The organism is Streptomyces sp. ME02-8801-2C (genome assembly GCF_033793965.1).
GTDB lineage: Bacteria > Actinomycetota > Actinomycetes > Streptomycetales > Streptomycetaceae > Streptomyces.
Genome location: NZ_JARAXP010000035.1, coordinates 19,843 through 32,838, shown reverse-complemented (window position 1 = coordinate 32,838; position 12,996 = coordinate 19,843). Strand labels below are relative to the sequence as shown.

At 67.9% G+C, this 12,996-nt stretch carries 10 protein-coding genes and 3 pseudogenes; 8 read left to right on the top strand and 5 right to left on the bottom strand.

Going from position 1 to position 12,996, the window contains the following annotated elements; translation table 11 throughout:
* The 3 genes from PV396_RS43660 to PV396_RS43650 form a co-directional block, all read left to right on the top strand.
* Nucleotides 1–471 (top strand): winged helix-turn-helix domain-containing protein (locus tag PV396_RS43660; protein ID WP_319213936.1); only part of this gene is annotated, 471 nt, incomplete at its 5' end.
* 390 nt (nucleotides 472–861) lie between these two features.
* Nucleotides 862–1,038, top strand: coding sequence for a recombinase family protein (locus PV396_RS43655; protein WP_319213937.1), 177 nt, complete (start codon nucleotides 862–864; stop codon nucleotides 1,036–1,038).
* 55 nt (nucleotides 1,039–1,093) lie between these two features.
* Complete coding sequence (locus PV396_RS43650) at nucleotides 1,094–1,390, top strand: barstar family protein (RefSeq protein WP_319213935.1); 297 nt, start codon at nucleotides 1,094–1,096, stop codon at nucleotides 1,388–1,390.
* Between the two features lie 33 nt (nucleotides 1,391–1,423).
* On the opposite strand, the pseudogene PV396_RS43645 reads toward PV396_RS43650, so the two are convergent.
* From PV396_RS43645 to PV396_RS43630, 4 genes and pseudogenes are all read right to left on the bottom strand, one after another.
* Nucleotides 1,424–1,600: pseudogene (locus PV396_RS43645) on the bottom strand (IS5/IS1182 family transposase); the annotation flags it as partial.
* Nucleotide 1,601: 1 nt separating this feature from the next.
* Nucleotides 1,602–1,822, bottom strand: a pseudogene (locus PV396_RS43640) (DNA-binding protein); the annotation flags it as partial.
* A complete protein-coding gene (locus PV396_RS43635; RefSeq protein ID WP_319213934.1) occupies nucleotides 1,819–2,082 on the bottom strand; it encodes a CopG family transcriptional regulator in 264 nt (87 codons plus the stop codon). The gene PV396_RS43635 and the pseudogene PV396_RS43640, both read right to left, overlap by 4 nt.
* A gap of 513 nt (nucleotides 2,083–2,595) precedes the next feature.
* A complete protein-coding gene (locus PV396_RS43630) occupies nucleotides 2,596–4,113 on the bottom strand; it encodes an ATP-binding protein (protein WP_319213933.1) in 1,518 nt (505 codons plus the stop codon).
* Nucleotides 4,114–4,271: 158 nt separating this feature from the next.
* Between PV396_RS43630 and PV396_RS43625 the strand changes: the two are divergent.
* A pseudogene (locus PV396_RS43625) lies at nucleotides 4,272–4,770 on the top strand (transposase); the annotation flags it as partial.
* 277 nt (nucleotides 4,771–5,047) lie between these two features.
* Nucleotides 5,048–5,674: a hypothetical protein gene (locus PV396_RS43620; protein ID WP_319213932.1), complete on the top strand. Its 627-nt coding sequence runs from the start codon at nucleotides 5,048–5,050 to the stop codon at nucleotides 5,672–5,674.
* Nucleotides 5,675–6,725: 1,051 nt separating this feature from the next.
* Here PV396_RS43620 and PV396_RS43615 read toward each other — a convergent pair.
* Entirely contained in the window at nucleotides 6,726–8,126 is a 1,401-nt protein-coding gene (locus PV396_RS43615) for a hypothetical protein (RefSeq protein WP_319213931.1), read from the bottom strand.
* Nucleotides 8,127–8,386: 260 nt separating this feature from the next.
* Here PV396_RS43615 and PV396_RS43610 point away from each other — a divergent pair, with 260 nt between their 5' ends.
* The 3 genes from PV396_RS43610 (at nucleotide 8,387) to PV396_RS43600 (ending at nucleotide 12,926) form a co-directional block, all read left to right on the top strand.
* A complete protein-coding gene (locus PV396_RS43610) occupies nucleotides 8,387–9,778 on the top strand; it encodes a site-specific integrase (protein WP_319213930.1) in 1,392 nt (463 codons plus the stop codon).
* A 206-nt stretch (nucleotides 9,779–9,984) separates the two neighbouring features.
* A complete protein-coding gene (locus tag PV396_RS43605; protein WP_319213929.1) occupies nucleotides 9,985–11,478 on the top strand; it encodes a DUF4365 domain-containing protein in 1,494 nt (497 codons plus the stop codon).
* Nucleotides 11,478–12,926: a hypothetical protein gene (locus PV396_RS43600; protein ID WP_319213928.1), complete on the top strand. Its 1,449-nt coding sequence runs from the start codon at nucleotides 11,478–11,480 to the stop codon at nucleotides 12,924–12,926. The genes PV396_RS43605 and PV396_RS43600 overlap by 1 nt, the downstream gene beginning before the upstream one ends.
* The last annotated feature ends 70 nt before the right edge of the window (nucleotides 12,927–12,996 follow it).

The following is a 12,996-nucleotide window of genomic DNA, read 5'->3' as shown; positions in this document are numbered from 1 at the left end:
CGGCGGCTGGCACCTCACCCCCGCCACCGCATAGCGAAAAGGGCCGCCCGGCCTACGGCCGGACAGCCCCACAACAAGATTTTCAGCAGACTTCTAGCCGGCGACGGACTACTCCTGATTCCTTCGGTCTTCGTCGGGCATATCGCCACCCACCTGGAAGACCTCTGGCCCACGACCTTGGCCTATCGCGCCCGCGGCACCGCTGCCCTGGGGGGCGAACAGGCGACCGCCCCCCAACCGGACGCGCTGACCGCTCTGGTCGGCCGGGCCCGAGCCCGGCTGCTGTTGGCGCTGGACGCCCCAGCCAGTACCAGCCACCTCGCCCGAAGCCTCGCCATGACACCCGGCGCGGTCGGAGACCACCTCGCCATCCTGCGAGGCGCGGGACTGCTCGTGCGCGCCCGGTCCGGACGGTCGGTCCTCTACGGGCGCACCCCGCTCGGCGAGGCGCTGGTCGCCGGTTCGGGCTGAGGGCTCAGATCAGCACTGCCGTCCTCACCAACAGTCTTTTGCACGAACCAGATCGCGAGCGCGCCACCGGACGCCGCCCGACCCACGATCGGCGCCCGGCTCACCGTGCCGCTCGAGCTCCTGCGCGGTCGCCTCCGCCTGCCACACCCGCCGCTTCACGCTGGTGCCCCGGCTGAAGAAGGCGCTGCGGGTGCCGACCCAGGCCGGCCGCCGGCCACCGCAGCCGTGGAAACCGGGCACTCCGCCCCCCGGCGCCGATCGACCCCGACCTGCCGAGCGCGGACATCCGCATCGGTTCCGTTCGCTGCTCGACGATCGGGCAGGAACTCGACTCTCAGCTCGACGCTCAGTGATCACGGTATCCCCCGATACAAGATTTTTTGAGAGAAGATCAGCACCCGCGCAAGGGTCCGCCCCAAGTTCGAGGAGGCACTGCGCACCGCGCGGGAGGTCCAGGCCACCGCCCCGCCCTGCCAAGTCATCCTCACCGTGTATGAGATGAAGCGTCTTGGCCGCGACGCCGCCGAACTCACCACACTGGGGGACCACCTCACCGCCCACGCCTAGAGCGTGTCACTTTGACCGGTGAGTGACTCCTGGGGAGGCTGGCTAGGCTGCTGTGATGACGGACAGCGAGCTGATCGTTGACCTGCGCGGTCGGCTGATCGAGACACTCAACGACTTCTGGGACGCGGTGAGCGAGCCGTGCGGGTTGCCGGAGTGGTTCGGTCGGAACCTGGACGCGTGGTCGGACACGATCGAGACCTGGGGCATCTCTGAGGTGATCGACAGCCACGACATCCTGATCGTGCACGTCGACCGGCGTGGTCTCTTCAGCGGACTCCGGCAGGAGGGCAACGTTCTGGTCGGCGTCTTCGACGGGGAACGAAACCGGATCGTCGTCCATCGACCAGCCTGATGAACTCTGCGGACGCCTTGCTCAGAACCGGGTTCAGATGAGGATGGCGGCAAAGTGGAGTGCGGCCTGGTAGGCGATGGCGAGCTTGTAGGTACGCATGGCGAGGCCGCGCCACTGCTTCAGCCTGGCGATGCACCGTTCGACGGCATTGCGCTCCTTGTATGTCTCGGCGTCGAAGCCGGACGGGCGGCCACCGGCGCGGCCTCGCCGCGGTGACCGGTTCTATGACGAGCCGGGACAGGGGCCATTCCAGGCCGGGCGATTGATCCGTGGGCGAATAACTTCCATGAGGGTGGAAGCGGAAGTAGTCACGCGCAGGTCGTCGACGAGGGCGAGCCAGCCGGTGACCGTATGGTCCCGCCGGACGGCCTTGGCCAGCCCTTCGCTGCCGAGGGCCAGCGTGCCACCAGGGACGGCGGGGGAGAGAATCACGCGGAGTGCGCCCCGCCTTGGTCCTGTTGCTTCCGGGCTTGATGGATCTGCTTCCGTAAAACCTGGATCTCCTCATAGGTGACGGGGCCGTGTTCGGCCTCCGCCACCGAGATGAGTTCGTTGAGGTTGTCCCGCTCGACCTGGCGGGCGACGGCTGCGGCGACGTAGGCGGACCGCCCGGAAGGGCCACTGCGCGCTTTGGCGGCTTCGGCGATGGCGCGCGGCATGGCGATCGAGTACTTGCCGGTAGGGTCACTCATACTACTTATGTCCGGCATCCTCCCAAGTCGAATGCGGCCATTGGAGAGATGTGCCGGGGGGCCGGTCCGGCCGCGTGGGCGGGGGTTGATGGGCGGCGCTGACCCGGGGCCGCCTCGATTTGCGGGGCCCACCTGGGCGCGTGCGGTGATGCTGCAAGATCCCCCCACACCTCGTCCACAGACATGACACCCGCATAAGGCTGCACATACGCGAAGACCCCGCTCTCAGCGGAGCGCTGATGGCGGGGACTCAGGCACCTGATGAAGGTGCCCCCGGCAGGATTCGAACCTGCGCGCACGGCTCCGGAGGCCGGACGGTTGCCAGGCGTTTCCACAGGTCAACAGGCTATCTGACGGGATGGCACCCCTGTCGTCCCGCGCATGTCCCGCGGCAAGGAAATGTTCTGTTTTGGGGCGGACGTCGCGCTTTCGTGTGCCGACCGGCGTCGATCTCGCTCCGGTCGGCCATCAGGATCGGGCCCGGGGCGCCCTCGCGAGCCACGCGACCCGGGCTCATGTCAGGCCGCGGACAGGTCCGTCACCGTACAGCGCGCCGATGTCGACCAGGAGGACATCGCGGCGGTGTCGGGCGGCGTCGATGGCATCAGGATGGAAACCGTGCAGGGAGAACAGGGCGAGGGTCGCGTTGTCGGGCCGGTGCCCCTGGGCGGCGAGCAGGGTCCGGATATGCTCGAGGCGCTCGAGATCCTTGAGTCCTCGGGGCTGGACGGTGGCCTTGGCCTCACCGATCAGGGCGATGGCGGCTCGCGGGTTTTGCGGGCGCTCGCCGGGGGCCATGGCGAGCAGGTCGACCTCGTGCTTGGTCCGGGTGGCCGGGTCGGCGATCTCCGCCGTGCCCACCGCGCCGAGCGACAGCCCCGTCTCGTCGATGGCGAAGGAGCGGACCCATTCTCGCGCGGTCTCTTCGAAATGCGGGCCGAGGATCTTCGAGTGGTACGTCGGGCGGGAAGACTGCCACACCTGGGCGCCGCGCCGCCGTTCCACCAGGTCCACCATGGGCAGTGTGATCAGCTGATTGAAGCGGATCACCGGGTCCGCCACGCTGATGACCGGGTGCCGCGCCTTGAGCAGGTCCTGCTCCTTGCGCACGTAGCCGGTGGACTCGAGCAACTCCAGCGGGGCGACCATGGCGGAGCGGGACCGTTCCAGCATCGAGCCGACCTTCGCCGGGGTCGAGGCGCCCCGGGCGATGGCAGACAGTACGTCGTAGTACAGCGTGCGGTGGGTGATCCGCGGGTCCTCGCGCAGCAGGAACTCCGCCTCCACCCGTGAGTAGAGGGCCCGTCCCGGGTCCAGCAGGGTGCGTTCCACCCAGGGGGCGAACTCGGCCTCACTCTGCGGGGCCGGCCCCGCGGCCAGCGGCCGATAGCCGGGGGCGCCGCCCAGCACGGAGTCGACCTGCAGTGCTACTGCCGGGTCCGCGATCCCCCAGTGGGTGCGGGCGGTGCGGTAGTCGAAGGCCGGCAGGCGCAGGTCAAGAACGGCTCGGCCACGTAGCGGCTTGGTCCCGGACAGCAGTTCGGACATCACGCTCATCGCCGAGCCGCACAGCACGATCCGGCCGCCGGGTGCCTTGCCGGACTGCGACTGGTCGTACAGCAGTTGCAGAAACCCGGGGATCTCCGGGGAGTGCTGCAGCAGGTACGGCAGTTCGTCGATGACGATCAGCGGCGCCCCCGAGGCCCGGTTCACCACCTCCAGCGCGGCGGTGAGCGCATCCCGCCAGTCATCCAGCCGCATCGCCCCGGGGCGTACACCCGCGTGCGCGGCGATCGTCTCGGTGAACCGGTGCAGCGCGGGCACCCGGCCTTCCTCCTGTACAGCGGTCAGATACAGCCCGCCCACTGCTTCGGTGAGTGCTTCCAGCAGGAAGGACTTCCCGTTTCTCCGGCGCCCCGAGACGATGGCCAGCCGCAACTCTGTGGCTGGATCGGCGAGAAAGTCGTTCAGGAGAGCCCACTCGTGACCGCGGTCCAGCAGCCGTCCCGGCCTATCGATCTGTTCAGCCACAGTGACCCCCATATTGTTTGGGTACATCTATACAAGATCGGTACTGGTTGAGCTTAACGCTGATGCCCCCCACCCGCAGTGCCGTGCTGCGGATACCGCGCAGGTGGTACTCGCGGCCGACGGCCGTGTCCGTCCGGCTCCGCTACCACGAGGTGGTCTGCACGCGGCGCGGGATGCGCGACCCGATGCTGGTGGTCGGCGGCGGTGCGATGGACCTGCGGAGGGCGTTGACGGAGGTGTTTCCGCAGGCCAGGCGCCAGAGGTGTTGGGTTCATAACCAAGGAACATCTCGAGCGCGCTGCCGAAATCCGCGCAGGCCGGCGCGACGAAGGCTCTGCAGGAGATCTAAAACGCCGAGGACCGTGTGCGCACGCCGAGAAGGCGGTTTCCGCGTTCGAGAAGGCGTACGGGGCGAATTTCCCCGGGGCCGTCAAAAAGATCACCGGCGAGGTCGACGAGCTGCTGGCGTTCTACGACTTCCCTGCCGACCACTGGGTCCATCTGAGAACGGCGAATCCGATCGAGTCGACTTTCTCCACCGTGAAGCTTCGGACCAAGGTCACTCGCGGTGTCGGCAGCCCGGCCACGGCCCTCGCCATGGTCTTCAAACTCGTTGAGTCCGCCCAGGCCCGCTGGCGAGCGGCCTCCGCACCGCACCCCCGTCGCCCATGACAACGTGGTTGAACGCCGGAGTGCCTGTGGCTGAGGTCGCTCGCATGGTCGGCAACTCCCCAGAGGCGATCCACCGCGTGTCTACGAGGGATGCATCTACGGTCAGGAAGAGGCAATGAAACATGAGGATTGAGCGGAGCTCGACTGATCAGACACCTTGCGTGACTCCCTCGTAGCGGATCGTGCTCAGCTGGCTGTACGTTGCACCCCGTCATTCGGCGTGCCCTGTGGAAGGGGAGAAGTACGGTCAGCAGTGGAGTTAATGGACGGCAAGGGCTTCAATGTGCTCACGGTCGTGCTCGCGATCCTTGCCTTGGCTCTGGGGGGAGTCTCTGTCTACTACGCCAGAAGGTCTCTGTTCCCTCCCAAACGGCGACTTTCGTACGAGCTTGCGAGTGCCTCGCCTTTGGTTGACCGATCTGGCCTCCAGCCCGGCAGTATGACGATCGAGGTGCTCTGTAACGGTGCGCCTCTGACTGATCCGCACTTGGCCGTCGTTCGCTTGAGGAATTCGGGGCGCCATGCGATCGCAAGTGAGCAGTTCGATCAACAGAGAGCGCTTGAGATCGTTCTGAACGCCTCGGTTGTAGAGCTCTTGAGCGCGGAGGCCGAACCCGGCGGAACAGTCGTCGGTGCTTGCGTGGTCTCGGGTGGAACCATCTCGTTCGGGCCTGAGCTCATCACAAAGGGGCAAGAGATCATCCTTACTGCCCTTGTCGAAGGTGCACCAGTGCTTGAAGTGCGTGATCACTTCGTCGACGTTCAGCTCAGGGCGGCAATTGCGGACAGCCAGGCAGTGGTCGCCATGGCAGCGCAGAGGCTCCAGGTGGCAGCTGGCGCGGCTGGCCTGGCAGGGCTCGTTGCTGCGCTTACCAGCTTCCTGCCATAGGGATGACCTGTCGCAGGTCTTTCGCGAAACCTGCGTACGTAACAACGACAAGTAGCGGGACCCAGTGAGACTGGGTCCCGCTACTTGTATTGGCATCCGCCCTGGTCAGCACTAATCTTCACTGGCTGTGTGGCGAGTGCCCCCGGCAGGATTCGAACCTGCGCACACGGCTCCGGAGGCCGTCGGCTTCCCGTGTGTTTTCGCAGGTCAGCGGTCTGCCTGACGCTCCGTTAGGCCCGCAGTCCCGCGTATGTCCCGCGGAAAAGAAATGCCCTATTTGCTCGTCTTGCCTCGATCATTCCCTGTGGCGGTCGATCCATGCGCCATGACGTAGATCACGACTTCCTCGGGCAAGCGTAGGGGTATATGGTGCGCCCTTCAATCGAACAAGGAGGCTGCCCGGAGCGTGCGGGCAGGCCAAGAGAGCGGGTTGTGCGCCTGGCTCGGTGGGGGCGCTCGCGCGTGGTGCCGGGGTGAACGGTGGCTGACGGGCGCGTCCCGCCGCTTCTCATCCGCATGACCTTGGCGTGTGTGTGTCCCTGCTGACTCTCCAGCCTCCGGCGGGCTAGGTGAGACCCGCCCTGACTTGGTGCCGGAGTGGGCACCACGCCGCAGCGCGGTAGACGTTTGGCCGGCGAACCGCGACGGCGAACGTGCGAGTCGGATGCCGGCGGCATTGCCGGCAGTCGCAGACGGCAGGCGAAGGCCAGCCGGCGCGCACCAAGGCCAAGACGGCGCCGATCTCCCTTCGCCCGGCAGCGTTCGGCGCCGGCGCGACGCTCTTGCGTAATACCCTGGGAAGGCCGACCGCGGTGGGTCGACCGCGTCCTGGAAGTGCTGCCCGGGCTGCCTGGTCGTGAATACAGGCGGCCGGTCGTGTGACGTTGTGAGGCTGGGATCAGGGATGCGGCCTTTCGACGTGCGGGCAGGTGGTGGCGGTGGACTGTCAATGATCCGGAGGATCGCCGGTTTGGCCAACCGGCGATCCCGCGCTATGTTGCGCTGCCGTAGCGGTGAGCGCAGGAGAGCCGAGATCTCCTGAGTTGTTGGTTCAGAGCGGGCGCCGTTTGCGGATGAGCAGGATGCTCAGGGCCATGATGGTGCCGTCTTCCTGGAACGAGATCGGGTCGTTCCATTTCCCGGCTTCATGGGAGCCGTGCCGTTTGGACCGGAGTTCGTAGGCCGCTTGCCGGTACTCCTCCACGCGGCCGGCTTTGATCAGTTCGTACAATTCCGAGTCCATTCCGGAGAATGCCTCGATGCGTGCGGTCCCCATGCGGAAGACGTTGTCCGTGCCGACGAATTTCGTGTTGCCGACCTCGATGTCCGCGTCGTCGACGCTCGATGTTGCGGCGAAGGCGGGCACGTCGTAGTGCTCTCGCCCTTGGCGGGCGGTGAGATACCCGGCCGTGCATTTCCGTCCGCCCGAGAAAGCGGTCAGGCCGGCTGCTGCGGTACGGGCCAGGAGCTGGCCGAACCAGGCGAGGTCGTCCTCGCCGACCTGGAAGCCGTCGACCGTCCGCGCCCGTCGACCGTCGCGGGCCGGTACGCGAATGGCGTTGGGGTAGGGGATTCCGGGCTTGTCCCTGATCTCCTCGTCGGCGTCATTCAGGGCGCCGGGTATTCGCAGGGGGAGCAGAGCCTCGCCTGGGGATTGCAGCGCATTGACCACGACCCCGCCCTGGCCCATGAGTTCGGTGGACAGCATCAGACAGGGCGTCGTGTTCCAGGGGCCGATCTGCATGCCTTCGGTCAGTTCTGCTCCCTTGACCAGTTGCTGGATCGTGGTGCTGCGGGTTCGGCCGGTGCGCTTGCTGGGCTTCTGGTGGTTTCCGCGGCAGGCCACGAAGGTGACTTTCGACGGCTCGCCGGGTTTCCATGCCTCGATGATGTAGTCGGGCCGGGGCCGTGAGCCCTTGTTCCGTTGGGAGACGCTCAGGGGCCAGCCGGCTCGCAGCACCGTGTTCGTATCGACGACTGAGACGATGTGGTCGGGGTAGCGCTGCTGCACGATGTGCTCCGCCACGGCGAGCCCGAAGCCGACGGCCAGTTCCCGGGCCTGCATGCCCTTGTACCAGCTCTCGGAAGAGCGGCCCTTGTCGGTGAGATCCATGGAACCGGCGCGGTTGCCGTCGAGTGCCTCGCAGAACTTCAGGCTGAGCCAGTGTTCTGCCAGCCCGCGCCCCATTCCCTGGCCGGCCAGCACGTAGCCGCGCGCTACAGCGTGCAGGACCTGCCACGGCGTCAGGTCGATGGACCGCCCGTGCTCGGCCAGCGCGACCGGCCGCAGGTCGGTCTTCCTGCGCGCTGCTTCCTGGCCCTTTTCCCGGCGCTTCTTGTCGAGGGCCGCCGCCGCGGAGTCCACGTGCGCGGCCAGTTCTGTCGTCGAGTGGACGTGAACGCTCGTCGAGCGGCTGAGTGCGTTCAGGATCTGTCGCGCGGTTCTCGCCATGCATCCCCCACGGTCCGCGTGCTCTGGCTGGCCGGGAACGGTAATTCGGGACATTGGGGCGCGTGCAAGTGCGCATGGCGCACCAAGGACTACAACTGGCCACACCAGGACCGGGTATGACCAGTGGCGACAGGAGTCACGCCGAACATCCGACAAACCACGCTCGTCAACCGGGCGCCGCACGAGTGCCCTCTTACAGGGGGATGTTGGAGTGGATGTGCCGGGCAGCCATGCTCCCGCCGATCAAGAAGGAGGCGGGTATGGACCCGAACGAGCACCACGGCGCCGCACCGGAGCCCGAGCAGCCTGCGGACCGATCCCCGGCGCAGCCGCATGGTGATGGACGGCCGGACGGCGGCAGCCCGGTCGCGGGCTTGGCGGGAGAGTTCGGCGCGGAGCTGGTGCGGGCCATCCGCGTGGGCCTGGCCGAGGTGAGCAGCTCCGCCCACGGGGCACGGCGGCCGTCGCAACTGAGCTGGTACGCCTTCGCTACCGAGTACGCGAGAGCCCACTGGCCGGGCAGGGCGGCGAAGACCCGGGACGAGGTCAGCGACGCGCTGACCGCCGTCACGGTGGCGATGCTGTGGGATCTTCCGGGGCGGCCGGGCGGGCAGCTGCTGCGCCGCGCCCTGCGGCACTGGGCGTTCGTCGTGCCCGGCCCGGGGCAGGGGGAGATGCCGGTGGAGGACCGGCTGGCGCTGCAGTGGGTGGCGAAGGCGTCCCGTCCCCTGGTGGATCTGCACGATCCGGTCCTGGCGCGTGACGTGCTGGAGTCGCTGCGCCGCAAGCTCGACGGCGGTGAGGCGGCGGTGGAGACGATGCGCCGCAAACGCAAGGTGATGGTGCACGCCCTCCACTACGCCGTCGAGCGGGGCGAGTTGGGCAGCCACCCGCTGAACAAGGTGCGCTGGCGGGTGCCCAAGCCGGCGGTCACTGTCGACCCGCGGGTGGTGGCCAACCCCCACCAGGCACGGGACCTGCTGGACGCCGTCTCCTACGTGGGCGGCTACCAACGGGCCCGCGGCCGTCGGCTGGTCGGGTTCTTCGCCGGCATGTACTACGCGGGCCTGCGCCCCGAGGAGGCGGTCGCGGTCGCGCTACCGGACTGCCGCCTGCCCACCACCGGCTGGGGCCGGCTGATCCTGCACCGCACCCGGCCGCAGGCGGGCAAACGATGGACCGACAGCGGCGAGAACCACGACGAGCGCGGACTGAAGAACCGCCCGCCGGGAGAGACACGGGTGGTGCCGCTCCCGCCGCATCTGGTGGCCCTGTGGAGAGAGCACGTCACCACGTTCGGCACGGCCGACGACGGCCGGCTGTTCTTCACCGAGCAGGGCCGGGTCATCAGCTACACCACCTACCACCGGGTGTGGCACGAGAGCCGCGCTCTCGCCCTGCCGCCCGCGCTCACCGGCACCCCGCTCGCGAAGCGGCCCTATGACCTGCGGCACTCTGCGTTGTCCACCTGGCTGTGCGCGGGCGCCGACCCGGCGGAGGTTGCCGAGCGGGCGGGCAACAGTGTCGGGGTTCTGCTGAGCCGGTACGCGAGGTGCCTGTACGACCGGCAGTCCATCAACAACCAGCGCATCGAAGGGCTGTTGAGCTCCTACGACCAGCCGCCTGAGTCTGACGAGCAGCGCGAGGCGTAGCTTCCCGCGCCCGAGCTGAAGCGGGCGTGGGAGAAATCCGCCAGGTTCAGCTGGAAGGGCTGGATGCCCCTTGCGCCGCGGCTGTTGTCCTGTGGAGCCCCTGGATGCGCTCGGGCCTGGTTGTCAGTGGTGCCGCGTAGCCTGACTGAGCAGCAGCTCGGCCGGTGGCTCGTAGCCGTGCCGTGTCCAGCAGGGAGGGTGTGGTGATGGCTGATCGCAAGACCGTGACGCGCCAGACGTTCATCGGGGAGAAGGGCATCGCCCTGATCGAACGCCGGTGCCTGGAGATGGGCCACCTCTTTCACCCCCGGCGGGTCGATCACGGCATCGACGGGCACATCGACCTGGTGGAACCCGACAGCGGGGCCGTTCTCAATCTGACCCTGCTGGTCCAGAGCAAGGCCCAGGACAGGCGCTTCTCCGGTGAGACGGACGATGGGTTCCACTACGTCTGCGACCAGCGCGATCTTGATCACTGGCTGTCCGGCAACTCGCCGGTCATCCTGGTCTTCTCCCACCCTGAGAGCGACGAGGCATGGTGGACGGAGGTCAAGGCGGCGTTCCCGGACGCGGTCAGCCGTGCCGAGCGCGTCGTGCACATCGACAAGCACACCCAGCGCTTCGACCGGGGGGCAGCCCAGGCGTTGCTGCATCTTGCCGTGCCCCGGAGATCGGGCCTGTACCTGCGGCCTGCGCCGATCACCGAGGTGCTCACCACGAACCTGCTGCCCGTCACCGAGATGCCGACGACGGTGCATCTGGCCTCTGCGGCCTTCACCGACTACCGCGCGGCCGGCGCCGCACTGGACGCACAGGGCCGGCGCGCGTCCGGCTGGATTCTGCGGGACGGACTGGTCCTGTCGTTCCACAGCCTGCGGGACTCGCCCCTGAGGGTGCTCTGCGCCGGAGACCCTGAGCGCCACGAGATCGTCGAATGGGCGGACAGCGACGACCTGGACACCCAGCACCGCTTCGCTGACCTGCTCTCCCGGACCGTTCAGGACTCCTACCCGGACCTGCGGTGGCACAAGGAGCGCAAACACATGCACTTCCGGGCGACCTCGCGTCTGGGGCCGCGGAAGGCTGGCAAGGGACCGGGATCACGCGGCCGTACCGTGTTCGGCCCGCACGTCTCCAAGTCCGACCCGCAGCGCGTCGGCTTCTACCACCACGCCGCGCTGCGCACACGATTCCGGCGCCTGGGCGGAGTCTGGTACTGCCAGCTGGAGCCGGACTACTGCTTCACCACCGACGGTCACACCGAGCACCCCTACGCGGACCGGCTGCTCGCGGGGATCAAACGCCTGGATCGGCACCCAGCCGTCCGGGGCTGGACCCGCGTGTGGGCCAACTACCTGAACCACGCCGACCTGTTCACCGAACCACGGCCCGTACAGTTCGGCGAACTCGCCACCATGACCGTTGACCGGGGAATCGACGACCGGTGGTGGGGACCGGCTCCGTCCGGCGCCGCCCCCGAGGACGACCAGGACCCGTCCGCCGGGGGACAGGAAAGCCTGGACACCGTGCTGGCCGTCGCGGATACGGACACCCAGGACCTTCTCAGCCTGCTCCAGGACGGGGACAGCGACGGCGACGCTGGCGCCCCCCGACGAAGAAGCCCCACGAGCAAGGCCAGGTCCGCAGGGCGACGGACGTCCCGTCGGGGAGGAACGAACAGCGCGAGGCGAGGCCAGTGATGCACTCCGTGATCCTTGACGAACCCGAGCTGGAATTCGGTGGCGCGGCCCGGCACATCGATCCTCGGTTCGGCATCACGAACTACGGTCCCGCCGATCTCGGCGCGGCCGATGCTCCCCGAGCGATCCGCGTCGGCCTGGTCGGTCCCGCAGACCAACTCGAGGGGTTGCGCCGGTGGCTGGAGCGCTGCCGGGAGCCGATCGCGGCCAAGGACGAGCAGTACCCGCATTTGTTCCCGGAATTCCCCGGGTGCGACACCGACCGCGGCCTGCACACCACTCTGGTCTTCAGTGACCGCAACACGCGCGCGATCAGCAGCAGGGATTTGCGTGCCATCGAGTCCGCCGGCCAGCCGGCAGCCCTGATCAGGGCTGTGAGTGTCTACGCCGAAGAGATCAGGGCACTGGCCGACGAGAACCGGGTTGACGTCCTCCTGGTCGCCAGACCCGAGCAACTCGTCGAGACGAGCGGCCGATCATCAGGCCGTCCAGCCGCATCCGGTGACCCTGCGGAGGACGCTCCTGATGATCCGCCGCTGGGCCAGTTCGCCAACTTCCACGACCTGCTCAAAGCCCGGCTGCTGAACCTGCGCCAGCCCATCCAGATCATCCGGCGCAGTACCTGGGATGAAGCGACCCGCCCTCCCGAGGGCCACAGCCGGCAGGACGAGGCCAGCCGCGCCTGGAACCTCCACGTCGCCCTCTACTACAAGGCCGGCGGCGTCCCCTGGCGCCTCCTGCGTAACCCCGCCGATCTCACCACCTGCTACGTCGGCATCGCCTTCTACCGCAGCGACGACGGAAACGCCCTGAACACCTCGGTCGCCCAGGTCTTCAACGAACGCGGGGACGGAGTGATCGTGCGCGGAGGACCGGCACGCATCAGCCGCACCGACCGCCAGCCCCACCTGGCGCGCGCCGACGCACACGCACTCCTGCTCCAGGCACTGGACGCCTACCGGCGCGAACACCACACCGCGCCCGCCCGCATCGTGCTGCACAAGACCTCGGCCTTCACCACCGAGGAGACAGGCGGCTTCCAGGACGCCGTGGACGAACGGTTCATCGACACGCTGGAGATGAGCTGGATCACCAGCAGCGAAGGCGCCGCCGCCTTCCGTCCCGGCGACGCGCCGCCCCTGCGCGGCACCCTTGCCGTCCTCGGCGAACGCGAACTCGCGCTGTACGCGACCGGCAGCATCGAGTTCTACCGGACCTACCCCGGCATGCGCATTCCGCGCCCGATCGGCATCAGACCCGTCACTCCCACGCGAAACCCACGCGAAGTGGCGGCCGAAGTCCTCGCTCTCACCAAGATGAACTGGAACCAGACCCGCCTGGACGGACGCCTCCCCGTCACCCTGCGCACCGCCAACCAGGTCAAGTCCGTCCTGCGCTTCTGCCCGCCCGACCAGACTGTGGCCACTCGCTACGCCCACTACATGTAGCGATATCGGCAACCGACACCGGGCGGCAGCGTCGGACCTGTGGCCCCTCTCCCGCCGTCCTCGCGCCACA